This window comes from Bifidobacterium sp. LH_730, assembly GCF_056355835.1.
Map to the genome: position 1 here is coordinate 86384 of NZ_JBKETB010000009.1, position 24476 is coordinate 110859.

The 24476-nt window shown below is 65.1% G+C and carries 18 protein-coding genes; 11 read left to right on the forward strand and 7 right to left on the reverse strand.

Annotated elements, in window-relative coordinates; translation table 11 throughout:
• Window positions 1–85 precede the first annotated feature (85 nt).
• The 3 genes from AC1AUD_RS10445 to AC1AUD_RS10455 all read right to left on the reverse strand — a co-directional run bounded on the left by AC1AUD_RS10445 (window position 86) and on the right by AC1AUD_RS10455 (window position 3939).
• Entirely contained in the window at window positions 86–1267 is a 1182-nt protein-coding gene (locus AC1AUD_RS10445; protein WP_476574321.1) for an MFS transporter, read from the reverse strand.
• Window positions 1268–1388: 121 nt separating this feature from the next.
• Complete coding sequence (locus tag AC1AUD_RS10450) at window positions 1389–2660, reverse strand: MFS transporter (RefSeq protein WP_476574322.1); 1272 nt, start codon at window positions 2658–2660, stop codon at window positions 1389–1391.
• A gap of 49 nt (window positions 2661–2709) precedes the next feature.
• The gene (locus tag AC1AUD_RS10455; RefSeq protein ID WP_476574323.1) at window positions 2710–3939 is read right to left on the reverse strand and encodes an alpha/beta hydrolase family protein; all 1230 of its coding nucleotides are present in this window, start codon (window positions 3937–3939) and stop codon (window positions 2710–2712) included.
• 212 nt (window positions 3940–4151) lie between these two features.
• Between AC1AUD_RS10455 and AC1AUD_RS10460 the strand changes: the two genes are divergently transcribed.
• Window positions 4152–4970 (forward strand): GntR family transcriptional regulator, encoded by an 819-nt coding sequence (locus AC1AUD_RS10460; RefSeq protein WP_476574324.1) that lies wholly within the window; start codon window positions 4152–4154, stop codon window positions 4968–4970.
• A 15-nt stretch (window positions 4971–4985) separates the two neighbouring features.
• On the opposite strand, the gene AC1AUD_RS10465 is transcribed toward AC1AUD_RS10460, so the two are convergent.
• Together AC1AUD_RS10465 and AC1AUD_RS10470 are read right to left on the reverse strand one after the other, a co-directional pair.
• On the reverse strand, window positions 4986–6020 hold the full coding sequence (locus tag AC1AUD_RS10465; RefSeq protein ID WP_476574325.1) for a glycosyltransferase family 2 protein: 1035 nt from the start codon (window positions 6018–6020) through the stop codon (window positions 4986–4988).
• Window positions 6021–6088: 68 nt separating this feature from the next.
• The gene (locus tag AC1AUD_RS10470) at window positions 6089–6784 is read right to left on the reverse strand and encodes a TetR/AcrR family transcriptional regulator (protein ID WP_476574326.1); all 696 of its coding nucleotides are present in this window, start codon (window positions 6782–6784) and stop codon (window positions 6089–6091) included.
• Window positions 6785–6859: 75 nt separating this feature from the next.
• On the opposite strand from AC1AUD_RS10470, the gene ftsY reads away from it, so the two are divergent.
• The 4 genes from ftsY to AC1AUD_RS10490 all read left to right on the forward strand — a co-directional run bounded on the left by ftsY (window position 6860) and on the right by AC1AUD_RS10490 (window position 11876).
• Window positions 6860–8053: a signal recognition particle-docking protein FtsY gene (gene ftsY / locus AC1AUD_RS10475; protein ID WP_476574327.1), complete on the forward strand. Its 1194-nt coding sequence runs from the start codon at window positions 6860–6862 to the stop codon at window positions 8051–8053.
• Window positions 8054–8269: 216 nt separating this feature from the next.
• Window positions 8270–9553, forward strand: coding sequence for an ammonium transporter (locus AC1AUD_RS10480; RefSeq protein ID WP_476574328.1), 1284 nt, complete (start codon window positions 8270–8272; stop codon window positions 9551–9553).
• A gap of 1 nt (window position 9554) precedes the next feature.
• Complete coding sequence (locus tag AC1AUD_RS10485; RefSeq protein WP_476574329.1) at window positions 9555–9893, forward strand: P-II family nitrogen regulator; 339 nt, start codon at window positions 9555–9557, stop codon at window positions 9891–9893.
• A gap of 144 nt (window positions 9894–10037) precedes the next feature.
• Window positions 10038–11876, forward strand: coding sequence for a [protein-PII] uridylyltransferase family protein (locus tag AC1AUD_RS10490; protein WP_476574330.1), 1839 nt, complete (start codon window positions 10038–10040; stop codon window positions 11874–11876).
• A gap of 218 nt (window positions 11877–12094) precedes the next feature.
• Here the strand turns inward: AC1AUD_RS10490 and AC1AUD_RS10495 are convergent, their stop codons facing one another.
• Window positions 12095–13423 carry an MATE family efflux transporter gene (locus AC1AUD_RS10495; RefSeq protein WP_476574331.1) on the reverse strand — a complete coding sequence of 443 codons (1329 nt, stop codon included), beginning with the start codon at window positions 13421–13423 and terminating at the stop codon, window positions 12095–12097.
• Window positions 13424–13769: 346 nt separating this feature from the next.
• On the opposite strand from AC1AUD_RS10495, the gene dnaB reads away from it, so the two are divergent.
• The 6 genes from dnaB (at window position 13770) to AC1AUD_RS10525 (ending at window position 22095) form a co-directional block, all read left to right on the forward strand.
• The gene (dnaB, locus tag AC1AUD_RS10500) at window positions 13770–15215 is read left to right on the forward strand and encodes a replicative DNA helicase (RefSeq protein WP_476574332.1); all 1446 of its coding nucleotides are present in this window, start codon (window positions 13770–13772) and stop codon (window positions 15213–15215) included.
• Window positions 15216–15217: 2 nt separating this feature from the next.
• Entirely contained in the window at window positions 15218–16723 is a 1506-nt protein-coding gene (locus AC1AUD_RS10505; protein ID WP_476574333.1) for a MurT ligase domain-containing protein, read from the forward strand.
• Window positions 16724–16739: 16 nt separating this feature from the next.
• Window positions 16740–17492 (forward strand): type 1 glutamine amidotransferase, encoded by a 753-nt coding sequence (locus AC1AUD_RS10510; RefSeq protein ID WP_476574334.1) that lies wholly within the window; start codon window positions 16740–16742, stop codon window positions 17490–17492.
• Window positions 17493–17691: 199 nt separating this feature from the next.
• Window positions 17692–17913, forward strand: coding sequence for a phasin family protein (locus AC1AUD_RS10515; protein WP_476574335.1), 222 nt, complete (start codon window positions 17692–17694; stop codon window positions 17911–17913).
• Window positions 17914–17951: 38 nt separating this feature from the next.
• Complete coding sequence (locus tag AC1AUD_RS10520; protein WP_476574336.1) at window positions 17952–19715, forward strand: ABC1 kinase family protein; 1764 nt, start codon at window positions 17952–17954, stop codon at window positions 19713–19715.
• 265 nt (window positions 19716–19980) lie between these two features.
• Window positions 19981–22095, forward strand: a complete 2115-nt coding sequence (locus AC1AUD_RS10525) for a glycoside hydrolase family 36 protein (RefSeq protein ID WP_476574337.1) — start codon at window positions 19981–19983, stop codon at window positions 22093–22095.
• Between the two features lie 156 nt (window positions 22096–22251).
• Here AC1AUD_RS10525 and AC1AUD_RS10530 read toward each other — a convergent pair whose 3' ends face one another.
• Window positions 22252–24411 carry an alpha-galactosidase gene (locus AC1AUD_RS10530; protein ID WP_476574338.1) on the reverse strand — a complete coding sequence of 720 codons (2160 nt, stop codon included), beginning with the start codon at window positions 24409–24411 and terminating at the stop codon, window positions 22252–22254.
• Between the last annotated feature and the right edge of the window lie 65 nt (window positions 24412–24476).

The following is a 24476-nucleotide window of genomic DNA, read 5'->3' on the forward strand; positions in this document are numbered from 1 at the left end:
TGTGGCCTCCCGTTTTTGGTATATGAGGCTGAGCCTGTGACGTACTCGGGGATTTTACGAAAGATGCGTAGAGAATTGAATCGCGCTATGCCGCCTCGCCGGAATCCGCCCAGCGTGCCGCCTGCCGTCGCACATAGTGCCGTGTCGACAGCAGCAGGATCACGGCGAGGGCGAGCCAGATGGGGGCGATGCGGAACATGACGGCGTATCCGAACGCGGAGACCAGCAGCCCGCCGACGATGGGGCCGACGAGCTGGCCGATGTCGGACATGACGAACAGGGTGCTGCTGGCCGCGCCGCGCCGTTCCTCGGGCACGACGCTCATGGCCATGGAGCGGGCGACGGGTCCGGCGGCGCCGTAGCCGAAGGCGCCCACGACGGCCGCGGCGATAAGCGTGCCGATATCGTCCGAAAAACTGATCAGCCAGAGCGAACCCGACATCAGCATCAGCATCGGGATGAGCATGAGATGCCCGTAACGATCCGTCAGGCGGCCTCCCAGCGGCGCGGCGACGAACACGGCCATGCCGTAGACGGTATTGAACAGGCCCACATTGCTGCCGAGCCCCTGTTCGTGCCCATAGACGATGAGAAAGGCATAGACGCAGGACCAGGCCATCATGAACAGGAACTGCATCATGGCCGGAGGCAGCGCCTCCTTGGCAATGCAGCCGGAGAGGGATATGCGCAGCGGCTTGCGGGATTGCGGGCCACGCACCGGCAGGCGCAGCGCGGTGAATAGGCAGACCGCCTCCACGATGGCCGCAATGATGAACGCCGTGCGATAGTCGGTTGCCTCGCAGATTTTCAATGCCGTCAACGGGCCGATCATGCCGGCGAGTCCGCGGGCCACGGCCAGTGTGCCGATGCCGCTGGCGATGCGTTTGCGGGCGGTCACGTCGGCTGCGAGCGTCAGGCAGATCGGCGCGGTGAACGCCTGTCCCACGCCCTGCAGGATGCGGAACGCGAGGAGCATGGGCACGGAGGTGGCGAAGGCGCTGCCGACGAAGGATACGCCGATGATGGCGACGGCCACGGCCAGCAGATGCTTGCGGTTGAAGGCGTCGATGGCCGGTCCCGAGACCAGACGGAACAGCATCGAGCCGTAGGTGAAGCCGGTGGCGACCATGCCGATGAGCACAGGCGTGGCGCCCATCGATGCCGCCAGCGGGGAGACCAGGGTCTCGCCGAATTCCAATCCGAGATTGATGAGCAGATACGCGACGAACACCGTGGCGAACGGATGCGTGCTGGACGTGATGGACACCGTTGTCCTCCCAACGACTTCACAGGATGGATGCGGGCGGCGAAGCCAAGGATGCTTCCATCTTAGCTTCGCCGCCCAAGGTGCGCGGCGGGCGGTTGGCCGCCCGCCGTCGAGCGGGGCATCAGGCCTTGGACGGCGCGGCCTCGGCGGTTTCGGCCGTGTCCTCGGCGGCGGTCTGCGCGGCGATGCGACGGTTCACATACCGCTTGGTGACCACCAGCAGAATGGCCGCGAGCAGCACCCAGACGGGTGCGATGCGGAACATGACGGCGTATCCGAACATGGAGACGAACACGCCTCCGACGATGGGGCCGACGAGCTGGCCGATGTCGGACATGACGAACAGGGTGCTGCTGGCGGCTCCGCGGCGCTCCTTGGGCACCATGCTCATGGCCATGGAGCGGGCGACGGGTCCGGCGGCGCCGTAGCCGAAGGCGCCCACGACGGCCGCGAAGATCAGCATGCCGAGGTTGTTCGAGAAGCTGATGAGCCACAGGGAGGTGGCCATAAGCGCAAGCATCGGCAGCACCATGTAGTAGCCGAAGCGGTCCACCAGGCGGCCTGCCAGCGGCGCGGCGAAGAAGACCACGAAACCGTAGGCGGTGTTGAACAGGCCCACATTGCTGCCCAGGCCCTGCTCCTGACCGAAGACGACGAGGAAGGCGAACACGCTGGACCAGGCCATCATGAACAGGAACTGCATCAATGCCGGCGGCAGCGCCTCCTTGGCGATGAAACCGGAGAGCGAGATCCTGAACTTCTTGGTGGACTTGGTCTGGCGCAGCGGGGCGAACAGCACGGAGGCGAAGCCCACGGCCAGCACGACGAAGGCGATGAGGAACGCGGTGCGGAAGCTGGTCGCCTCCTGGATCTTGAGGCCGACGAAGGCGCCGAGCAGCGTCGAACCCGCGGTGCCCAAGGCGAAGACGCCCATGCCGGAGGCCATTTTCTCCTTGCTGAGCGTGTCCGCCGCCAGCGCCACGAAGGTCGTGGCCGTGAAGGCCTGCCCGACGCCCTGCAGGATGCGGAAGGTGATGAGCACGGGCACGGATGTGGCGAAGGCGTCGCCGATGAACGCGACGCCGATGATGCCGACGGCGCCCAGCAGCAGCCACTTGCGGTTGAAGGAGTCGATGGCCGGTCCGGAAACCAGTTTGAAGACCATCGAGCCGTAGGTGAAGCCGGTGGCCACGATGCCCATGACGACGGGTGTGGCGCCGAGGGACTTGGCGTAGGGCGTGGAGAGGTTGTTGGCCATGTTCAGGCCGAGGTTCACGAGGAAATAGGCCAGCAGCAGGCCGGCGAAGGCGAGCGACCAGATGGTCGCTTTGGAGCCGGAGCCGGAGCCGCGCTCGGCGGCGATGTCGGCGGATCGGGTGTCGGTGGAGGTCATGTCAGTGCCTTTCTCGTCATATGTCGTCGTGTTATGGAGTCGGCTGGCGTCAGTGCCGGTCGTCGGCGACGATGGCGCCGGTGGCGGCGTCGCGTCGGAATTGCCGGAAGAAGTCCCACGCCAGCTCGGCGGCCATCAGCGGCCAGCAGTGCGGCGCGTTCTCCGCCACCACGTAGCGGAAGGCGTCGATGCCATCGGCATTGCGGATGTCGACCATCCAGTGCTTGGCGCCGTAATGGATGTCCGTGCGCTCCTCGTCGCCGTAGAAACCGACGACCCGGTGCAGCTCGCTATCTGCTTCGTCGAGATAGGAGATGCAGGTGGCGGCGTCGCGCGGGGCGCATCCGAGGCTGTCCATGCGCTTGTTGAGCCGTTCGATCATCCATTCGTGCTTGTCGGCGCCTTCGGGCGGGGCGGGCTGGTCCGAGAACGCGCGCCGTCCGCCGACGATATGCGTGGGGTCGCTCTCGTCGTCGCGCCTGGGATCGCGGTAGGTGTGCGAGGTGTCCTCCTTGCGGCCCCAGTCCTTGCGCGGTCCCCAGTCGTTGACCGGCGCGAAGTTCGAGGCCTCGTATTGGCCCACGACCTGCATGAACGGCACGAAGGTGCGCTTGAGCCGCGCGTATTCCTCGTCGGTGAAGGGGGTGTTGAAGTTGTCCCAGTCGCGCCAGATGTCGTTGCCGCAGGGGGCCACGGCGGCGAAGCGCTCCGGCATGCGGAACATCGCCGAGGTGACCTGATAGCCGCCCTGCGATTCGCCGGTCATATACACGCGTTCGACGTCGACCGGGCACAGCTCGACGAGCCGGTCGAGCACGCGCCGCACATTCTGCCAGTTGGTGTTCTGCAGCATGACGACGATGATGCGTTCCTTGGCGGCGACCTGCGGCCATCCGCTGGCGAACTCGTCGGTCGGGATCGGCACGAAGCCGCCATGGTTGACGAACACCAGCGGGAAGCGGCGGCCCGTCGCCGCCTCCCGCTCCATCTCCTCGGGGGTGATGAGGATCCAGCGCTGGTAATAGTCGTCGTTCTGCATCATGCGCCGCTTCAGGCCAAGGCCGGCGTAATGCTCGTCGATGGCCTTGCCAGCCGGGTCCTCCTCGAAACGGAAGCCCAGGCGGATGCGCTCGCCATAGGCCTGCCCGTAGTCCGAGCGCACGAAGGCGTCGATGTCGGCGCCGCCGTTATGCGCGACGTGCAAATAATCCAATATGTCGGCCATCTTGCCGTCGGAGATGGCGTCCCCGGTCGGGGCCCAGATATCCTGTCGATTCACCTGCGAACCTTTCTCTCGTATTTCAGACCTTTCGGTGATGTCTCCGTTAAACATCTTTAAAAGGTATGAAAAGAATACGATATGTTTTAAAGGGATGTCAAGTCGGGCGAAGGCGAATTTGCGCATATCGTTGACATGGCGCTGAAAAAAAGGTATCAATTTAGTATCTGAAAGAGGATGAAAAGGACTCATCAATAGAAGCGGAGACGGATATGACGGACGCTACGGCAAAGGAACCGGCGGACGGCGCGGTGGCGGGGAACGGCCGTTCGACGACCCCCAAATACATCGCCATCTGCAACCGCCTGCGCGCCGATATCCTCGACGGCACCTATCCGGAGGGCAGCTTCCTGCCGCCCGAGGCCGAGCTCATGGAGCGGTTCGACGCCAGCCGCACCACTGTGCGCAATGCGATCAAGCGGCTCAAGAACGACAACTTCCTGCGCGTCACCCAAGGCCGGGGCACGGAGGTGCTGCCGGTGCGGCGCATGGACAGCTATGCCTTCGCGCTGACCGGACGCACCGAGGTGAGCACCGATTTCGCCGGGCGCGACGCGCAGGACATCGTCGGCCAACCCTCCACCATCGATACGGTCCCGGCCTCGGCGGAAGTCGCCCAGGCGCTGGAGGTCGACGAGGGAACGCCGGTCTGGCGGCTGCAACGCGAGAAGATCCTCGACGGAGAGCCGTTCCTCTATGTCATCAGCTACCTGCGCCGCGAGGATTTCCCCGCGCTGGACCAATATGACGGGCAGATCCACTTCCTCTATAAATCCTTGGAGGAACATTACGGAGTGCGGTTCACGGCCACGCGCATCAACGTCACGGCCACGGCGGCCGACTACATCCAGTCGCGGCTGCTCGGCGCCGCGGTCGGCAGCCCGCTGCTCAAGCAGACCCGACGCGCCTATGCGGGGGAGCGGATCTGCGAGTATTCCGAAAGCTATTGCCGGCCCGAATACATGTCCATCACCGTGTCCACGACGCCCGAGGATATGGGGCGCAGCCCCTTCCTGACGCGTGCGTTCTAGGCGGCATGGCCTCCGTCAGTTGAACCCGATGAAATGCTCGGCGACGCGATAGCCGTTGCGGATCAGCCAGCGGCCGACCGGCCCGCGCAGACGCAGCGCGCGTGAGATGAGCTTGCGGCGCACATCGCGCGCGACGGCGGGGGAGTGTGCCTCGATATCGGTCCACAGACGGTCCCGGCGCTCATAGTTCTCCGGCTTGCCCGACAGAATCAGGAACACGCTGGTCACCGAGCTCTCGATGGCGAGGAAATGGATCATATACCGATACAGCCCTTCCGGCACCGTGCCCGGCTCCGGCGTCGCCTCGACCATCCGGTGATTGACCAGCAGCAGCTGGTCGACGCGGCGCACCATCACATCGGTCTGCACGCTCTGCCCGTCGCGTCCGATGAAATAGTGATAGAACGGCGTGTCCAGATACAGCATCGTCTTCACCCACGGGAACGGGGCGTAGGAATAGATGAAATCGACGTAGAACGTGTGCTCCGGCAGCTCCATGCCCGAGGCGCGCACGACCTCGGTGCGGAAGATCAGCGCATGCATGAGGATGTATTCGGCGATGCCGAAACGCCCGAGATCGTCCCAGCCCAGCGTCTCCCCGGCCTTCATCGCGCGACGGAAATTGACGACGTGCTTGCGGCGCTTGCCGACCTTGTCGTAGACGTAATTGGTCACGACCATGTCCACCGGCGCGTCGGAGGCCGCCTGCTCACGCAACGCGGACAGTACCTGCTCCAGCGATTCGGGCCCCACCCAGTCATCGGCGTCGACGACCTTGACATACAGGCCCCGCGCCGCCGCGATGCCGGTGTTGACGGCCCCGCCGTGCCCCTTGTTGGGCTGGCGCACCAGCCGCACCACATCGGGCATACGCTCGGCGAATCGCTCGGCCACCGCGCCGGTGCCGTCGGAGGAGCCGTCGTCGACGACGATCACCTCGATGTCGTCGATGCGCCGCGCCGCGGTCAGCGAGTGGACGCAGCGCTCGAGCCACGTCTCCATGTTGTATGCGGGCACCACGAAGGTGAGCGTCTTTGCTGGTGTGGGCATACGTTACTTCCTTGGTACTGCGATGGTGGTGGGGCCGTGCGTTTGCCCGGCGAACCACACGTTAGCACTTATTCGCCGTCGGCTGAACCTTCGTTCGCGTCCTCCGTCCCCGGTTTTTCCCCGGATGTCTCCTCGGGGGCCGGTCGGGGGCGGCGCGTGCCCTTGCCCTCGAACACCAGCGTCGGCTTGGAATCGAGGCGAGACAGGCCGTGCCAGGCAAGGTCGACGATATAGGCCGCGAGCTGTTCCTTGCTCACCTTGGGACGGTCGGCCCAGTATTGGCCGGTGAACACGGTCATGCCGACGAGCATCTGCGCGTAATACGGCACGCCCTTGGGCGACAGTTTGCGCCGTTTGAAGGCGTCGGTGAGCAGGTCCTCGACGCGCATCGAGATATCGCCGAGCAGGGAGCTGAACGAGCCGGACGGGTCGGTGCTCGGTGAATCGCGCGACAGCACCTTGAACCCCTCGGCATTGTCGGAGATATAGGTGAGCAGCGCCAGCGCCGTGCGCTCCACGATCTGCCGCGGGTGCAGCTGAGGATCGCCGAGCGCGGCGGTCAGCGCCTCGGTCAGCGCGCGCATCTCGCGGTCGACGATCACCGCATAGAGGCCTTCCTTGCCGCCGAAATGCTCGTAGACGATGGGTTTTGAAACCTTCGCATGGCTGGCGATCTCCTCCACGCTCACCGCTTCGAAGCCTTTGTCGGCGAACAGGGAGCGCCCTACGTCGATCAGCTGTTCGCGGCGCTGAAACGACGTCATGCGTGAGGAAGAGGCCATGGGACCAGCTTAGCCGCCGGTCGGGTCCGGTGCCTGTGTTGCGTAGACTAAAGGGCTATGGATACGAATATCATCATCGGCATTGTGATCGCCGCCATCATCGTCGTGGCGATCGTCGCGGGCGTGCTGTTCGCACGTTCTCGCAAGGGCTCTGGGGAGCCGCAGGCTTCCGCGTTGGAGGACGCGAAGTTCGGGGAAGGCGCTGGGACCGACGAACGGCAGGAACCGCAGGCCGTCTCCTCCCAAGCTCCGTCCGAGGAACGCGAAATCCCGGCACCCACTCCCGCTTCCGAGGAACGCGAAACCCCCGCCTTGGAAACCCCCGAATCCACCGGCTCGCGCCTGACCCGCCTCAAGGCGCGCCTGTCCAAGTCGGCCAACCCCTTCGGCAAGGCGCTGTTCAACATCCTTGCCAAGGACAACCTCTCCGAGGACGACTGGCAGGATGTCGAAGACACCCTGCTGCTCGCCGACGTCGGTGCCGAGGCCAGCGAACAGCTTGTCTCTGACCTGCGCGCCGATGCGCGCATCGCCGGCCAATCCGACCCCGCCGAAGTGCGCGCGGGCCTCAAGGACCGGCTGCTCGACCTCGTGGGCCGCGACACCGACCGCACGCTCAACGCCGCCAAGCCCGGTGCCTCCAGCCCCTCCGTCATCATGATGGTCGGCGTCAATGGCACCGGCAAAACCACCACGGCCGGCAAGCTCGCCCGACTGTTCGTCGCCGAAGGCAAATCCGTCGTCATGGGCGCGGCCGATACCTTCCGTGCAGCGGCCGCAGACCAGCTCGAAACCTGGGGCGCCAAGGTCGGCGTGCCGGTCGTCCGCTCCGACCAGGATGGCGCCGATCCGGCCTCCGTGGCCTTCGAGGCCGCCGCCCGTGCCAAGGCCGACAACGTCGACGTGCTCATCATCGACACCGCCGGCCGCCTGCAGAACAAGTCCAACCTCATGGACGAGCTCGGCAAGATCCGCCGCGTCACCGAGAAGAACCTGCCGGTCGACGAAGTGCTGCTGGTGCTCGACGCCACCACCGGCCAGAACGGCATGACGCAGGCCAAGGTCTTCGCCGAGGCCATCGGCATCACCGGCGTGGTCCTGACCAAGCTCGACGGCTCCGCCCGCGGCGGCATCGTCATCTCGGTCCAGCGTGAGCTCGGCGTGCCCGTCAAGCTCGTCGGCCTCGGCGAAGGCCCCGACGATCTGGCTCCCTTCGACCCGGTCTCCTTCGTCGACGGCATCCTCGCCTGACCGGCTTCCCCCAAAGGGGTATCCGCGCGGGGAGCCGTCCCCACCCAAGTCCGGTCCCATTCCAGACGCCGCAACGGTATAAGCCGTTGCGGCGTCCGTCGTTTTACATACCCGTAACCTCTCGTAACGTCCCCAACATCCAAGGGGCGTTCGATACCGTCATGTTGACCCCGATAAGGGCGACGCAAATGAATTCGAATAGAGAGGGAGGGTGACATGGATACCGGAAACGCCGCGTGGCTGTTGACCTCAGCATCCTTGGTTTTCCTCATGACGCCGGGTGTGGCGTTTTTCTATGGAGGCATGGTCCGTGCGAAGGCCGTGCTCAACATGCTTATGCTTTCGGCGGCCGCACTGTCGGTGACCGCTGTGATCTGGGTGCTGTGGGGATGGTCCATCGCCTACGCCGGCAATGACATCGGCGGCATCTTCGGAGACCCGGCCACGGGCTTCCTGCTCAAGGACTCCATGGTGGCGCAGGACGGCGTCTACACGGCGGCGAACACCGACGGCAACTATCCCGGTTCCATCGACGTTGCCTTCCAGACCACCTTTGCGATGATCACGGTCGCTCTGATCACCGGCGCCATCGCCGAGCGCATCAAGTACTCGACCTGGATGATCTTCGTGGCGCTGTGGGTCACCCTGTGCTACGCCCCGATGGCCCATATGGTGTGGAACGGCGGTCTGCTGAGCCCTGATGGCGCCATCTCGCAGGCGCTCGGCGCCTCCGCCCATGATTTCGCCGGCGGCACCGTCGTGCATATCAACGCCGCAGTCGCCGCGTTGGTCATCGTGCTCATCATCGGCAAGCGCAAGGGCTTCGGCACGCAGCCGTTCCGCCCGCATAACGTGCCCTTCGTGATGCTCGGCGCCTTCCTGCTGTGGTTCGGCTGGTTCGGTTTCAACGCGGGCTCCGCCTTCGCCGCCAACGGCACCGCCGGATACGCCTGGGTGTCCACCACCGCCGCGGCCGCGGCCGCCATGCTGGCCTGGGGCTTCACCGAGAAGATCCGCTCCGGCCACTACACCGCCATGGGCGCCGCCTCCGGCATGGTCGCTGGCCTGGTCGCCATCACGCCCGCCGCCGATGTGGTCTCCCCACTGTGGGCCATGGTCATCGGCGCCATCGCCGGCATCCTGACCTGCCTTGCCTGCAGCCTCAAGTTCAAGCTCGGCTATGACGACTCGCTTGATGTGGTCGGCGTGCACGGCGTCGGCGGCCTGACTGGCACCGTCCTCATCGGCTTCTTCGGCGCGGGCACCGGCCTGCTCGCCGGCGGCGACTGGCGTCAGCTGGCCGTGCAGGTCATCATCGCCCTTGTCGCGATCGTCTACTCCGCTGTGGTCACCGGCATCATCGCCTTCGCCCTGGAGAAGGCCATTGGTTGGCGCGTCACCGAGGCCCAGGAGATCGGCGGCGTCGATCTGGCCGACCAGGGCGAGCGCGCCTATGATTTCGCTGGCACCGCCAGCTCCATCCTGAAAGAGGTGAAGTGAGATGAAGCTCATCACAGCCATCATCCAGCCGCATAAACTCGACGACGTCAAGGAGGCCCTGGCGGCCGCCGGCGTGCACGGCCTGACCGTCTCCGAGGCGAACGGCTACGGCCGCCAGCGCGGGCACACCGAGGTCTACCGCGGCGCCGAATACACCGTCGATCTGATTCCCAAGATCCGCATCGAGGTGCTGTCCGACGACGCCGACGCCGATACGCTGGTCGGCGTCATCGTCAAGGCCGCCGAATCCGGCACCATCGGCGACGGCAAGGTCTGGGTCGCGCCGCTTGACTCCGTCACCCGCGTGCGCACGGGCGAAACCGGATCGGCGGCCATCTGAAAGATGTGATGGCCGCGCGAGCCGGCCGCAGAGGAAGCCCTGTGGGCTTCCGTGCCGGCGGAGCCATCCTTATGACAGAGCGCAACTCATAGCGGAACTCAACCCCCTCACTACGAGGGGGTTCTTCATAAGAAGGGGATACATATGTCATCGGTCGACGGCCTCAAGGACCGGTTCGCGGCGCTGAGCCAACCGGATGCGGACGGCGTGCTGCGCGATGGGGCGGGCAAGCGGCGCGCCCGCACCGAACTGGCGATGGAGGCGCTGCGCGGTCTATGGGGCGAGGCCTGCGAGGCTGTGTCCGCATCCTTCGATGTGCCGTCCTCCGGCGTGGGGCTGGCCGCCGTGGGCTCGCTGGCCCGCGGGCAGATCGGCCCGTGCTCCGACCTCGACCTCGTGCTCATCACCGACGGGCATGCCCTGGGCGACGAGCAGATCGGCGAGCTGGCCAACAAACTGTGGTATCCGCTTTGGGATTCGGGGCTCGACCTCGACCACGCGGTGCGCACCCGCGCGCAATGCGAGGCCGTCACCGATCATGATCTGCCGGCCGCGATGGGATGGCTGGATGTGAAACCCCTCGCCGGCGACAAGGCGTTGATCGAAACCACCGCCGATTCCATTCTCGAACGATGGCGTAAAGCCGCGCGCAAACGCCTGCCCGAGCTGTTGGATTCCGCGCAGTCGAGGCTTGAGGAATTCGGGCAGCTGCCCTATCTCAATCAGCCGGATATCAAGGAGACTCGTGGCGGCCTGCGCGATGCGGTGCTGGTTTCGGCGCTCGCCGCCTCGTGGCTGGCCGACCGTCCGCATGGTGCCTACGACGACGCCGTCGAACGCCTGCTTGACGTGCGCGATTGCATCCATTTGGTCGCGCGCAAGGATACGAATCTGCTGCTCACGCCCTATCAGGACAAAGTCGCGGCGATGCTGGGCCTGGCCGATCCGACGCTGCCGCTTGGCGGCGAGCGGGAGGCGAAGTCCATCGACGATATGCAGACGTTGCTGGCCCGCCTTGGGCGGCGCGTCGCCTTCGCGCTGGATTCGACGGCCTCGCGCGCCGAACATTCCCTTACCCACGAGCGGCCGCGATTCTCCTTTTTCCAGATACTGTCGCCGCGCGGCGGGGGACGCCGCGCGGCCCCAACCTTCGAAACGGTGGCCCCTGGAGTCGCCCGACACGAGGGCGAGTTGGTGCTGGCTCCCGGCGCCCGGCCGGAAACCGATGCCGACCTTGCGCTGCGCGTGGCCGTGGCGGCCGGCGAGACCGGTCTGCCGATCAATCCGACCACCTTGGCGCATCTGCGGCTGTGCCCGATCCATGACAATCAGTGGGACGACCAGTCTCGCGGTTTGTTCCTGCGTCTGCTGGGATGCGGCAAGCCGCTGCCCGAGGTGTGGGAGGCGATTGACGTCGTGGACTTGCCCGGGCGGTGGATTCCCGAATGGCTGGGCATCCGCAACCGGCCCAGTGCCTCGGCCGCGCACCGCTTCACCATTGACCGCCATAGCGTCGAGGTGGTGACGCGGCTGGCCACGGACGGGGCGGATGGCCCCGTCGGCCACTATGACGGGCCGCATCGTGCCGCGCTGTTGCTGGCCGGACTGCTGCATGACATCGGCAAACGCCCCGCGGTCGCCGACCACGCCGCCGAGGGCGCGCGCCATGTGCCGGTGATTCTGCGGCGCATGGGATTCGGCGACGATGTGGTGCGCATGGCCACGTTGCTGGTGCGCGAACATCTGATCTTGAGCGAATTCGCCATGGGCCGTGACCCGGCGGATCCGGAGACGGGTCGTCTTCTGGCTGAACGGATTGACGGCGACTCCACGCTGCTCGACATGCTCTTCGAGCTGACCCGCGCCGACGGTTCCTCGCTCGGGGCCACCGCCGGCGAAACCATCACCAAACGCTATGGCTGGAGCAAATGGCGCGAAGGCCTGGTCCGCCAGATGGTCGCCGCCGCCCGCCGATACATGTGATCGCGCTGAGCGGTACAAATCTCAGATGACACGCCGTATCTTCTGAGAAATGTGCCACTGAGTCTGCCGTAGCGGCACAAATCTCCGACGACACGCTGTATCTTCTGAAAAACATGCCACTGATCCGGACTCAGTGGCACGTTTTTCAGAACACGCGGCGTGTCGTCTGAAAATCGTGCCGCTACGGGCGAGGCGGTCCGTTGCAGTCTAGGTCCGCCCTACCTCATCCAGCGGTCGCCGCGCACGCGCAGGCCATTGAACAGTCCGCGCAGGCCGACGAACAGGATGTTGATGGTGGCCCACAGCACCACCATGCGCGCCATATCCGAATCCAAGAACGCCATGCCCATGCCGTCGAGCGTGGCGATGCCGAACAGACAGGGCAGATACACTGCGGCCGTAATCCCGCAGGTCAGGGCCAGATATCGGTAGTCGCCCGCGCCGATGAGGATGCCGTCCAGAGCCCACATCCAGCCGCCGAGCGGCAGGAACACGGCCAGCGTGACCATGCCCACCATGATGAGCCCCTGCACCTGGGGCGTCGGCGAGAACAACGGCGCGGCCAGATATCCGGCCATCGCCAGCCCCAGTCCAATGACCACTCCGCCAATCAGCCCAGCGCGTCCGGCGGCCCGCGTCATCGCGCGGGCCTCGCTCCGCCGTCCGGCCCCCAATTCGGTGGCGACCAATGCCTGTCCCGCGATGCCGATGGCGTCGAGCATATTGATCACGAAGTTCCAGCTCGAATTGACTGCCTGATAGGCGGCCAGCACGGTCACGCCCATGCGAGTGGCCAGCATCACCGTGGCCACCATGCACGCGCGCAGGGCCAGCGTGCGCAGGAACAGCGGCGCCCCGTCGCCCGCCGATTGCAGCACCCCGTCCCAACGCGGCCGCCACGAGGCTCCGTCCGACTTCGCCCACATCAGCGCAGGCGCCACCAGGAATATTCCCATGAACCATTGCGCGATCAGCGTGGCCGCGCCGGATCCGACGATGCCCCAGCCCAAGCCCAACACGAAGAGCAGCTCGAGCGCCGTGTTGACCAGCGCGCCCGACACCGCCGCGATCAGCGTGATGCGCACCTTCTGCAATCCGCGGAAGATGCCATTGGCCGCATAGACCAGCAGCATGCCCGGCAGGCCGAAGACAATCGCCCGCAGATAGGCGACCGCATTGTCGAGCACCGCTCCGCGCGCGCCCATCGCCCAGCACAGCGGCTCGGCCAGTCCGAACAGGGCCACCGACACGGCCATGCCGATGATCAGGGCCAGCCACAGTCCGTCGATGCCGGCCTCCAGGCCTTCGCGCCGGCGCCCCGCGCCGATCAGATGCGCGACCTGCGAGGTGGTGCCGTAGGCGAGGAATATGCACAGGCCCACGGTGGTCAGGATGATCGTCGAGCCGACGGACAGGCCGGCCAGCGCCGCGTCGCCGATATGCCCGACGACGGCCGTGTCGATGAGGATGAAGGTCGGCTCGGCGATGAGCTGGCCGAAGGTCGGCACTGCCAGCGCCAGAATCCGCCCGTAGGTCCTGCTCGCCATAGTCCTCCTCTTCCGCACGGCATTCGTGAGTGTTCATAGAGGCTGTACCATGCGCTTGCCAATGGCGCAAGTCGCCGTCGGGGTAGCTGATATTTATCCCCGCCCATCCCCACGTTGTGCACAGAATTATCCCCAATATGTGGATATCCTTGTGGATAACTTCTCACTTATCCACAGAGTTATGCCCAAGATGTGGATAACTCAAATTTTTATCCACATTCAGCCCCGCGTGTGTCGTGAATTATGCACCATAACAACTCGTCCACGGAATCGAACAGCCAACATGTGCGAAACCGTATAGGGAGGATATGGAACGCGGTCCGGCATGGGTCTATACTGAGCCGTTATGGCAGAAGGTGACTGGCAGGGCGACGCGCGCCCTGAAACCGGCGGGCGCCGCAATCGCGACGGCTCGTCGTATGTGCCCGGCGAAACCGGCGCACCTGTGCGCGACGCGCTGTTCGACCGCGTGCCTCCGCATGACGACGACGCGGAGATGGCCGTGCTCGGCGGCATGCTGATGAGCAAGGACGCGATCGGCGAAGTCTCCCAGATGATCGACGTCACCGATTTCTACCAGCCCAAGCATCAGACGATCTACGAAGCCGTCATCGACCTGTTCTCGGCCAGCCAGCCGGTCGACGCCGTGCTCGTCGCCAACCAATTGCTCTCCGATGGCAACCTCGAGAAGGTCGGCGGCACCGATTATCTGCACTCCCTCGTCGCATCCGTGCCCACGGCCGCCAACGCCACGTATTACGCCGAGATCGTCCATCAGCGCGCGATCCTGCGCAATGTCATCGCCGCCGGCACGAAGATCGCCCAGCTCGGCTATTCCGCCGAGGGCTCGCAGGCCGAGGACGTCGTCAACCTCGCGCAATCCGAGGTCTACGAGATGTCCGTCGGCAAGGTGCGCCAGGACTATTCCGCGATCGGACCGGTTGTCCATGACGCGCTTGACCAGCTCGACAAACTCCAGCAGGGACTGGTCAACAAGGGCGTGCCCACCGGCTTCCGCGACATCGACGACCTGACCCAGGGTCTGCAGCCCGGACAGATGGTCGTCGTCGCAGGCCGCCCCGCCATGGGCAAGTCGACGCTCGGCATCGACTTCGCCCGCGCCGCCGCGCTGCACCACGGCATGACCTCAATCGTCTTCAGCCTCGAGATGAGCAAGGTGGAGCTCGCCCAGCGCATCATCTCCGCCGAGACGAACATCCCGCTCGGGGCGTTGCGCCGCGCCGACGAGATCACTCCGGAGCGCTGGAACACGCTCAATAATTTTTGGGGCAAGCTGCAGGACGCGCCGCTGTTCATCGATGACAGCCCGAATATGTCGCTGATGGAGATCCGCGCCAAATGCCGCCGCCTCAAGCAGACCAACGACCTGAAGCTCGTGGTCATCGACTACCTGCAGCTCATGAGCTCGGGCAAGCAGGTCGAGTCGCGTCAGCAGGAGGTTTCCGAATTCTCCCGCGCCTTGAAGCTGCTTGCCAAGGAGCTTGAGGTGCCGGTCGTCGCGCTTTCGCAGCTCAACCGAGGCCCCGAGATGCGCAACGACAAGAAACCGCAGCTTTCCGATCTTCGTGAATCCGGTTCGATCGAACAGGACGCCGACGTGGTGTTCCTCGTCCACCGTCCGGACTTCTATGACAAGGAGGACCGTCCGGGCGAGGCCGATATCATCATGGCCAAGCACCGCAACGGCCCGACCGAAACTTTCCATCTCGCGTTCCTGGGCGCCACATCGAAGTTCAAGGACATGCCGCAGGACTACAACCAAGGAGTGTAGGCGTGACCCAGATTCCCAACGGCGGGCAGCTTCCCGCCAAACCCTGGTATGCGTTCGCCGTGCCGTTCGTCGGCAAGTCCGTGCGTTTGCTCGCCCGCGTGGCCCGCCATGGCGGCTCCGCGCTGCCGGGCAAGGTCGCCGAGCAGATGGACCCCGGTTTCCTCAGGCGCGCGCTCGCCCAACTGCCGCTCGGCGTGGTGCTTGTCTCCGGCACGAACGGCAAGACCACGACCACGCGCATGGTCGCCTCGATGCTCACCGAGCTGGGCCTCAAGGTCTTCACCAATCCCACCGGCTCGAACTTCACGCGCGGCGTCGCCTCCGCGCTGCTGCGCGAAGTGGATTTGACGGGCCGTCTCGACGCCGACATCGCCGTGCTCGAGCTCGACGAGGCCTACGCCGTGCACTTCGTGCGCCAGGTCAAGCCGCGCTTCAGCCTGTTGCTCAACGTGATGCGCGATCAGCTCGACCGCTTCGGCGAGATTGACAACACCGCCCGCCTGCTGAGCCATGTGGCCGAGGCGACCACCACCGCCGTCGTGCTCAACCGCGAGGATCCGCGCATCGCCGCGCTCGCCTCCTGCGTGCGCCCCGCCACCGAGACCCGTTACTTTGGCCTGGCTCCGTCGTTGCGTTCCTTCTTCCCCTCCGATGACGATATGCATGGCTCCGATGCCGGCGCGGGCGCGACCGCGACCAAGCTGACCGCCGAGGATCTATATGCGATCGCCGAGCAGAGCGTCAAAGGCGGCGAAGCCTCGGTCGACGCGATGCTCGCGCAGACGGGCGCGGGCGCGGGTGCCGAAGGCTCCGACGCCGCGCGCGCGTCCGGCGAAAGCCCGGATAGCCTCGCAGCCGACGTGACCCTCACCCAGGTGGGCGATCATACCGCCGGCTTCAGGATCGGCGGCGACGACTGCTCGTCCAAGGTCCGTCTCGAAGGCGTCTACAATCTGTTCAACGCGGCCGGCGCGCTGGCGATGGTGCGTGCCATCCTCGCCCATGGCAACATCAACACGCCCAAGAACGTGGACGCCCGTCGTCTGATGGAGGTGCTCTCCACCGTCACGCCCGCCTTCGGCCGCGGCGAGGTCATCGAATACCAGGGCGCGCCGATCGAACTCGTGCTCGTCAAGAATCCGATGGGATTCCGCCTTTCGTTGGCCTCCTTCGAACCGGCCGACACCGACACGATGATCGCGATCTGCGACGAATACGCCGACGGCCGCGATATGAGCTGGCTGTGGGATGTCGACTTCGGCTCGCTCAAGGCGGGCGGCGTCGAGATGGTCTCCGGCAAGCGCGCGTGGGATATGAGCCTGCGTCTGGGATACGACCGGGTGCCGGTCAAGACGACGAACACCAACCTGTCCGAGGCGCTGACGGACTTCGTGAGCCGCCATCCCGGCAGGCCGAAGCGGATATACTGCACCTACACGTCGATGCTCAAGGTGCGTCAGCGGCTGTCGCATATCACCGACGTCGCCGACGCCGGGGTCGGACGCTGAGGCGAGCGGAGGAGATATGAGCAAGGTCATCGACGTCGTGTCCCTGTATCCGAGGGATATGAATATCTACGGCGACAACGGCAACGTGCTGACGATCCGTCGTCGCCTGGAACTCTACGGCTATGAGCCGCGCATCCGCTATTACAACCAGGGCGACGACTGGCCCGAGTCGGTCGATATGATCATCGGCGGCGGCGGCCAGGACACCGGCCAGAAGAAGATCATCCGCGATCTGTTCAAGCGCGCGAACCGACTGCGCGACCTCGCGGCCGAAGGCATGCCGATCCTGGTGATCTGCGGCCTCTACCAGCTGTTCGGCGAGTATTTCGAGACGATCGACGGCACGCGTCTGCCGGGCATCGGCGTCATCGGCGCCTACACCGTGGGCAAGGAGGCGCGTCTGATCGGCAATCTCGTCGAGACCTCCGACGAGTTCGGACGGGTGATCGGATACGAGAACCACTCCGGGCAGACCTTCCTGCGCGAGGAGACCGCGCCGCTGGGGCGCGTCACCGTCATCGGCACCGGCAACAACGGCGAGGATGACACCGAGGGCGCGCGCGTCGACAACGTCATCGGCACCTATATGCATGGTTCGTTGCTGCCCAAGAACCCGGCGATCTCCGATTTCCTCATCGAAACGGCCGTCACCCGTCGCTATGGCTCCTTCGACCTGTCGGGGCAGACCCCCGAGATGAAGGCCGAGCTGGCGAATCTCGACGAAATCGCCCTGCACGCCCGCCACGTCGCAGCCTCCCGGCCGCGGTAGGTTTTTCGGGATTATTACGTTGATATGCATGAAGCCTGCCGGCGGAAACGTCGGCGGGCTTCTCGTTGTCAGGCCGCGATTCAGGCTTCGGTCGGCTCATGGGCCGGGGCGCGGCGAATAGCGCCCTAAAGGGAAAGCCCGCGCTGGGCGGGCTCCAAGGGGTAGCATGGGAGGTACGCATAACCAAAGGAGGCATATCATGGCTGATTTCGATCTGGGCGACGGCCTGCGCAAGGTGTTTCTGGCAGGCGTCGGCGCGCTGGCGACGACGGTGGAGAAGGGCCAGGAGATCGTCGACGAACTGGTGAAGAAGGGCGAGCTGACCGTCGAGCAGGGCAAGGCCCTCAACACCGAGCTCAAGCACAAGATGACCGAGGCCAAGGAAGCCAAGGAAGCCGAACAGGAGGCGGGGGAGCACTGAGCTTCCCATGGCGGCATCCGCCGCCGCATCCTTTCGATATGACCGACGAACACGGTTTCCGGCAGCCGACTCAGCGAGCCGGGCGCACCGCTGCGCCCGGCGATGCTTTCGTGCGCCCGGAGCGCTTGGCAGCAGCGCCGGCGCCGTCGGACGAAACCATCGGACTGTTCTCCAATCGCCGGGATGATCTGCGGACGAAATACCATCTCACCCGCCGGGGCAAATACCATCGGCTCGGCCAGATGGTGCGCATCGTCCAACGCTTCGACATCGCGCACGGCCTGACCCCGGTCAAACTGCGTCTGCTGCTCGAGGCACTGGGCCCCACCTTCGTCAAGGTCGGGCAGATCCTGTCGATGCGCTCCGAGATTCTGCCGCAGCCCTTCTGCGACGAACTCGCCAAACTGCGCGCCGACGCCGATCCCATGCCCTATCGCACCGTCGTCGCCGTGCTCGAGCACGAATACGGGCGCCCGGTGAACGAGGTGTTCGCAGAGATCGATCCCACGCCGCTCGGCTCCGCGTCGCTGGCGCAGGTGCACCGCGCGCGGCTGGTCACCGGCGAGGACGTGGCCGTCAAGGTGCAGCGCCCCGGCGTACGCGGCACCATGGCGCAGGACGTCGCCATCATGCGCTCGATCGCCAAGGCGGCGACCCGCCTCGTGCGTTCCGCGCAGGTCGTCGACCTGCAGGGCGTGGTGGACGAGCTGTGGGAGACCTTCGAATCCGAGACGGATTTCACCATCGAGGCGCGCAATCTCGCCGAATTCAAGCGATTCGCGGACCGATACGCCTATATGGACTGCCCGAGCCCCTATACCGATCTGTGCACGCAGCATGTGCTGGTCATGGATTATGTGGACGGCATCTCCGTCTCCCGTCCCGACGAACTGGTCGAAGCCGGGTATGACCTGAAGGAGATCGGCACCAAGCTCGTCGACAACTACGCCACGCAGATCCTCGACGATGGATTCTTCCACGCCGACCCGCATCCGGGCAATATCATCGTGCGCGACGGCACCATCGTGCTCATCGATCTGGGCATGACCGGTCGGCTCAACGGCAAGACGCGCACGGTGCTCAGGGATATGATCTTCGCCGTCGCCTCCCAGGATTCGCCGGCGCTCGCCGACGGACTGCTGCGCTTCGCCGGCGCCGAGGCCGATCCGGAGGACTATCCCTCGCTGCTCGCCGACCTCGATGTGATCGTCAAGGAATTCGGCACCGTGGAGCTCAAGGACCTTGACATCGCGGCCTTCCTGACGGAGATGACCTCGATGGCGCAGCGGCACGGCATCGAGGTGCCGAGCTCCGTCACCACGGTCGGCCGCGCGCTGGTCACGCTCGAAGGGCTGCTCGACGAGTTCATCCCCGACGTGAACATGATCGAGATCATCTCCGAACACATCGCCGCCAGCAAGACCCTCGACCAGCGCGTCAAGGACGAAACGCAGTCGCTGGCCGTCGAGGGGCGGCGCGCGCTGCACGGGGCGTTGGCCGCCGCCAGCGAGCTCAAGGTCGCGGCACGCATGCTCACGCGCGGGCAGCTGCGGGTCAATATGGAGCTCGTCGGCTCCGAGGACCCGATGCGCAAGCTCGGAGACATGGTCAACCGTCTCACGATGGCGCTGATTGTCGTCGGTCTGTTCGTCGGCTCGTCGATCGTCTATTTCGCCGGCATGAAGCCCGTGATCTTCGGCATCCCCGTCGTCGGCTTCCTTGGCTACGTCATCGCCTTCCTGGTGTCGTGCTGGATTCTGATCGACATCATCTGGAAGGGTCGCCGCCCGCGGAGGCGGTGAGTTTGGGCGGCCGTGGGCCCCGCATATAGTTAAGCGAAGCTATAAAAGATATAAAAGATATAAAAGATATAAAGGATATAAAAAGTTATAAAAGGCCACTGTGGCGATTGTGAATGGGGCCGTGCGTCCGAGCTTGCATGGCTTGTTTGTTGGTATTGATACCACGAGATTTAGAGACGCTGTTGATTTGGTGTTGTATAAGCTATCCAATATGATGTGGAATCGATACCACAAGATGTCACCCGGCGATGCAATGGAGGATCATATGGCGCAAGGGTTCGTGTGGGGCAACGATCGGTTGTCCCTCGACTTTTCCATCGATGAGAACGGTGCGATTGCCGTCGAGAAGGTCGCCGCAGGCGATGTGGAGGCCGTCTTTCCGCGTCGTCTGCCGCTGGCGGAACTGCTGGTGGCAGGCACCGGGCATTGGATTGCCGACGACCGGCTGATTCATACCTCGGTCGGGCGTGAACTGCGCTACGAATCGCACGAGGAATGCGTCGACGCGGCGAATCATCGCAAGCGGCTGGACGTGGTGCTGCGCCATCCTGAGCTCAACCTCAAAGTGACGGTTTCCTACGAACTGCCTGACGACGTGGCGATGCTGCGCACCCATGTGGCGGTTCGCAACGAAGGCCCCCAGGAGGTGTATCTCGAGTCGGTGACCAGCCTCGTCGCCTCCTTCGGTGCTCCCGAGGGCAAGTCGGCCGGCCTTGACGGCTGGACGCTCACCGAAGGCGACTACGACTGGCTGGGCGAGGGACGCTGGCATGCCGTCGATGTGCGCGGCCTGTTCCCGGTGCTGGCCCAGGAGCTCACCGGGCACGATCCGCGCAGCGAGCATCGCGTGGTCTCCACCGGCACATGGTCCACCGGCAAGCACACGCCGCTCGCCGTGCTCGAGAACAAGGAGCTTGGCCTGACGTGGCTGTTCCAGATCGAGCACAACGGCGCCTGGCGTTACGAGGTCGGCGACAACACCGTCGACGGTTATTTCGCGCTGTCCGGCCCGACCAATGTGGACCATTCGTGGTCCAAGACCCTTGCTTCCGGCGAGGAATTCGATACGGTGCCCGCCTCCGTGGCGCTGGCCTCCGACTTCCAGAGCGCGGTCGACCAGCTGACCGCCTACCGCCGTGCGATGCGCGCGCCTCACTCCGACAACGCCGTGGTGCGCACCGTGTTCAACGACTATATGAACACGATCAACGGCGACCCCACCACCGCCAAGCTGCTGCCGCTGATCGAGGCGGCCTCCAAGACGGGCGTCGAGATCTTCGTCATCGATTGCGGTTGGTATGACGATTCTGGCGACTGGTGGCCCTCGGTGGGCGAGTGGATGCCTTCGAAGACCCGTTTCCCGGGCGAAAAGGGCATCGTCGAGGTCATCGATTCCATCAAGGACCACGGCATGGTGCCGGGCATCTGGCTGGAACCCGAGGTCATCGGCGTCAAATCCCCGATGGCCGACAAGCTGCCGGATTCCGCCTTCTTCCAGCGCAACGGCCGCCGCTTGGTCGAACAGCAGCGCTATATCCTCGACCTGCGCGACCCCGCGGCCCGCGCCCATCTCGACTCCGTGGTCGATCGTCTCGTCGACGACTATGGCATCGGCTATTTCAAGATGGACTACAACGTCTCGCCGGGCGCCGGCACGGATCTCAACGCCGATGCGCCGGGCGATGGCCTGTTGGGTCACAACCGTGCCTATTCGGCATGGGTCGAGGGCATCCACCGGCGCCATCCCGAGGTGATCCTCGAGAACTGCTCCTCCGGCGGCATGCGCGAGGACTTCGCGCAGACCTCCCGCTTCCAGGTGCAGTCGACCTCCGATCAGCAGGATTATCGTCTCTACCCGGCCATCGCGGCCGCCGCGCCGATGATGATGCTGCCCGAGCAGGCGGCCAGCTGGGCGTATCCGCAGTCCGATATGACCGCCGAACAGACGGCGTTCAACATCAACACGACGTTCCTGGGCCGTTTCTTCCTTTCCGGCTATATCAACCGCATGGATCCGGCGCAGTTGGGCATTGTGACGGCCGGCATCAAGGCCTACAAGGAGCATGTGCAGCCGGTGATTGGCGGCTCCGAGCCGTTCTGGCCGCTCGGTCTGCCCGGTTGGGACGACAAGGTGCTGGCGCTGGGGGTCAAGGCCGCCGACCGCACGCTGGTGACCGTGTGGGCGCGCGAGGCCGAGGGCGGCGAGGTGCGTCTGGCCATGCCGCATCTGGCCGGTCGCGCCGTCGAGGTGGCTCCGGTGTTCCCGGTCGGCGGTGACTTCGCCGACTGGCCCGTGCGTTGGGATGAGACGGCTGGCGAGCTGATCGTCACCGTGCCTGCCGGCGCCGGGTATGTCTCGCGCACCTTCGAGCTGCGCTGATAGATCCTCTATTGCATACGGTGGCCCGCCTTCCGCAGCGGAAGGCGGGCCACCATATTGTGCAAGTGGTTCGCCGATGGTCAATGCAATGGGGCCGGCATCCGTTCGTAGGATGCCGGCCCCATTGCGCTTAATCGCAGACGCCAGTCACTTATGTCACTGCCGGGTGAGTTCCACAAGCACGCAATGCTCGGGGGCCAATTGCGGCAGGCGGATGCCCCATTCCATCAGGGCTGCGCCGGGCACGTCGATGCCCTCGTCGCTCCACCAGCCCAAGGTGGTGCGGCAGTTGGGGCTGGACTCGCCTTCATAAAGCGCTGTGCCGCCGACCGGGCGCACGCGGTACACGGCGGAGGCGTCGAGGCCGGCGAAGCGGGTCAGTCCATAGGGATATTCCTGGGAGCTGGCGACTGCGGCGAAGCGGAACACCGCATGCGAGCGGTCCGGGGAAACCAGTCCGTCGACACGCACGGCGGGGTCCGGATTGTCGACATGCACGACGGTACCGGCGGGGATCGCATCGCGGCGGGCCTTGTAGAGCTCCACCCACCGGCGCAGCTGCGCCATTCCCTCGTCGGAGAGCTTCATGATGTTCCACTCGATGCCGAGATGCCCGAAGAAGGCGACGGCGGCACGCGTGGTGAGCGTGGTGGCGCGTCGCGTCGCGTGATTCGGGGATTCGGAGATGTGTTCGCCAAGCATCTCCGGCGGCACGATCAGCGAGGTGCCCCGCTGGATATCCGTGCGTTCGATGGGGTCGGTGCAGTCCGAGGCCCACACGCGGTCGGTGTGCGTCAGCGCGCCCACGTCGATGCGGCCGCCGCCCGACGAGCAGCTCTCGATCTCCAATCCGGGGTGCCGCGCCTTGAGCGCGTCGACGATGGCGTAGAAGGCCTTGGTTTGCCGGTGCACGGCGGGCAGACCGGAACGGCGGGAGAGCGGTTCGGTCAGGAATCGGTTGTGGTCCCATTTGATGTAGTCGATGCCATATTCGCCCACCAGCGCATCGATCGATTGCTCGATGTATTGCGCCGCGTCCGGATTCGTCAGATCGAGGACCTGCTGGCTGCGCCCTTCCATCGGCAGGCGAGAGTCATTCGGCGCAAGGATCCAATCGGGATGCTCGCGCGCCACGTTGGAATCCGGGTTCACCATCTCGGGTTCGAACCACACGCCGAACTCCATGCCCAAGCCATGCACATGCTCGGCGACCTTCGTGAACCCGTTCGGCCACACGCCGCGGTCCACCTGCCAGTCGCCGAGCCCCTTCGTGTCGTCGCGACGTCCGAGGAACCAGCCGTCGTCGATGACGAAGCGCTCAACTCCGATGGTGGCGGCGCGGTCGGCCAGGGCGATGACCTTCTCCTCGGATTGCCCGAAATACATGGCCTCCCAGGTGTTGAGGGTGACGGGACGCGGGCGCTTGGCCAGCTGCGGGTGATGCGCGCGCACATAGGCGTGGTATTGCGCCGAGGCGTCGTTCAGACCGTCACCCACGGCGACCAGCAGCGTCGGCGAGGCATAGGTCTCGCCCTTGGCGAGCGTGATTTCACCGGCATACGGCAGCTCGCCGCCGCCGATCACGCCATGTGTGTAGGGCGTGCGCTCGGCGAACACCGTGCTGTTGCCGCTCCACGCGACATGGGCGCAGAAGACGAGGCCGTGCTCGAAGCCGAAGCCCCGTTCGCCAGCGCTGAGCAGCGTGGCCGAATTGAAGTCGGGGCGGCCCATATGCGAGTCCTTGGCGAACAGTCCCTCGGTCAGCGGCTGGCGTTGCAGCGCGCGCTCGCGCAGATGATGCCCCGTGCACGTCTCGACCTCGCACACCTGGGGAGGCAACGGCAGCACCGGGGTCAGCCGGGAGACGGACAGAGGCGCGTCCGCAAGGTTCGTCAGGGCGGCATCGAGTCGGATAAGGCCGTCGTCGCCGATGCCGACCGCGGCGGTGAGCGAGACACCTGCCTCGTCATCGGATGCCGTGATGGTGCATGAGGAGGCGTCGTGGATGACGTCCGTGACGCGCAGACGGGGGAAGACCTCGACCCCGCCGCGCGAAATCTGGATGGCCGGCATGCCGGTCCATCCCTCAGCCTGCGAAGGCAGGATGCTGGGGAACTCGCTGATGGACAGGCCGGCGTCGAGCGTCTGCGGGAACAGCGCGCCGTATGCCTCGGCGGACGGCGCCGTCGGCGCATCCGTCGAACGGCCGATGGCGAAGACATGGGGCAGCGCTCCGTCATGCCATCCCAGGGACAGGTGCGTGGCGACGGTGTTGCCGGCATGCGGCTGGATAAGTGTGAGAGTCTGTGAGCGCATGGTGTACCTCGTTGTGAACTTGAGCTTCGCTTATACAACATACATGATGGTACCGATGCCATTAG

Excerpts from the sequence above, each read along its gene's own strand:
- AC1AUD_RS10515 (WP_476574335.1), top strand. The coding sequence starts at position 17,692 with ATGGCTGATTTCGATCTGGGCGACGGCCTGCGCAAGGTGTTTCTGGCA.
- AC1AUD_RS10450 (WP_476574322.1), bottom strand. The coding sequence starts at position 2,660 with ATGACCTCCACCGACACCCGATCCGCCGACATCGCCGCCGAGCGCGGC.
- AC1AUD_RS10525 (WP_476574337.1), top strand. The coding sequence starts at position 19,981 with ATGGCGCAAGGGTTCGTGTGGGGCAACGATCGGTTGTCCCTCGACTTT.
- ftsY (WP_476574327.1), top strand. The coding sequence starts at position 6,860 with ATGGATACGAATATCATCATCGGCATTGTGATCGCCGCCATCATCGTC.
- AC1AUD_RS10520 (WP_476574336.1), top strand. The coding sequence starts at position 17,952 with ATGACCGACGAACACGGTTTCCGGCAGCCGACTCAGCGAGCCGGGCGC.
- AC1AUD_RS10490 (WP_476574330.1), top strand. The coding sequence starts at position 10,038 with ATGTCATCGGTCGACGGCCTCAAGGACCGGTTCGCGGCGCTGAGCCAA.
- AC1AUD_RS10480 (WP_476574328.1), top strand. The coding sequence starts at position 8,270 with ATGGATACCGGAAACGCCGCGTGGCTGTTGACCTCAGCATCCTTGGTT.
- AC1AUD_RS10530 (WP_476574338.1), bottom strand. The coding sequence starts at position 24,411 with ATGCGCTCACAGACTCTCACACTTATCCAGCCGCATGCCGGCAACACC.
- AC1AUD_RS10460 (WP_476574324.1), top strand. The coding sequence starts at position 4,152 with ATGACGGACGCTACGGCAAAGGAACCGGCGGACGGCGCGGTGGCGGGG.
- AC1AUD_RS10465 (WP_476574325.1), bottom strand. The coding sequence starts at position 6,020 with ATGCCCACACCAGCAAAGACGCTCACCTTCGTGGTGCCCGCATACAAC.
- AC1AUD_RS10510 (WP_476574334.1), top strand. The coding sequence starts at position 16,740 with ATGAGCAAGGTCATCGACGTCGTGTCCCTGTATCCGAGGGATATGAAT.
- AC1AUD_RS10485 (WP_476574329.1), top strand. The coding sequence starts at position 9,555 with ATGAAGCTCATCACAGCCATCATCCAGCCGCATAAACTCGACGACGTC.
- AC1AUD_RS10470 (WP_476574326.1), bottom strand. The coding sequence starts at position 6,784 with ATGACGTCGTTTCAGCGCCGCGAACAGCTGATCGACGTAGGGCGCTCC.
- AC1AUD_RS10495 (WP_476574331.1), bottom strand. The coding sequence starts at position 13,423 with ATGGCGAGCAGGACCTACGGGCGGATTCTGGCGCTGGCAGTGCCGACC.
- dnaB (WP_476574332.1), top strand. The coding sequence starts at position 13,770 with ATGGCAGAAGGTGACTGGCAGGGCGACGCGCGCCCTGAAACCGGCGGG.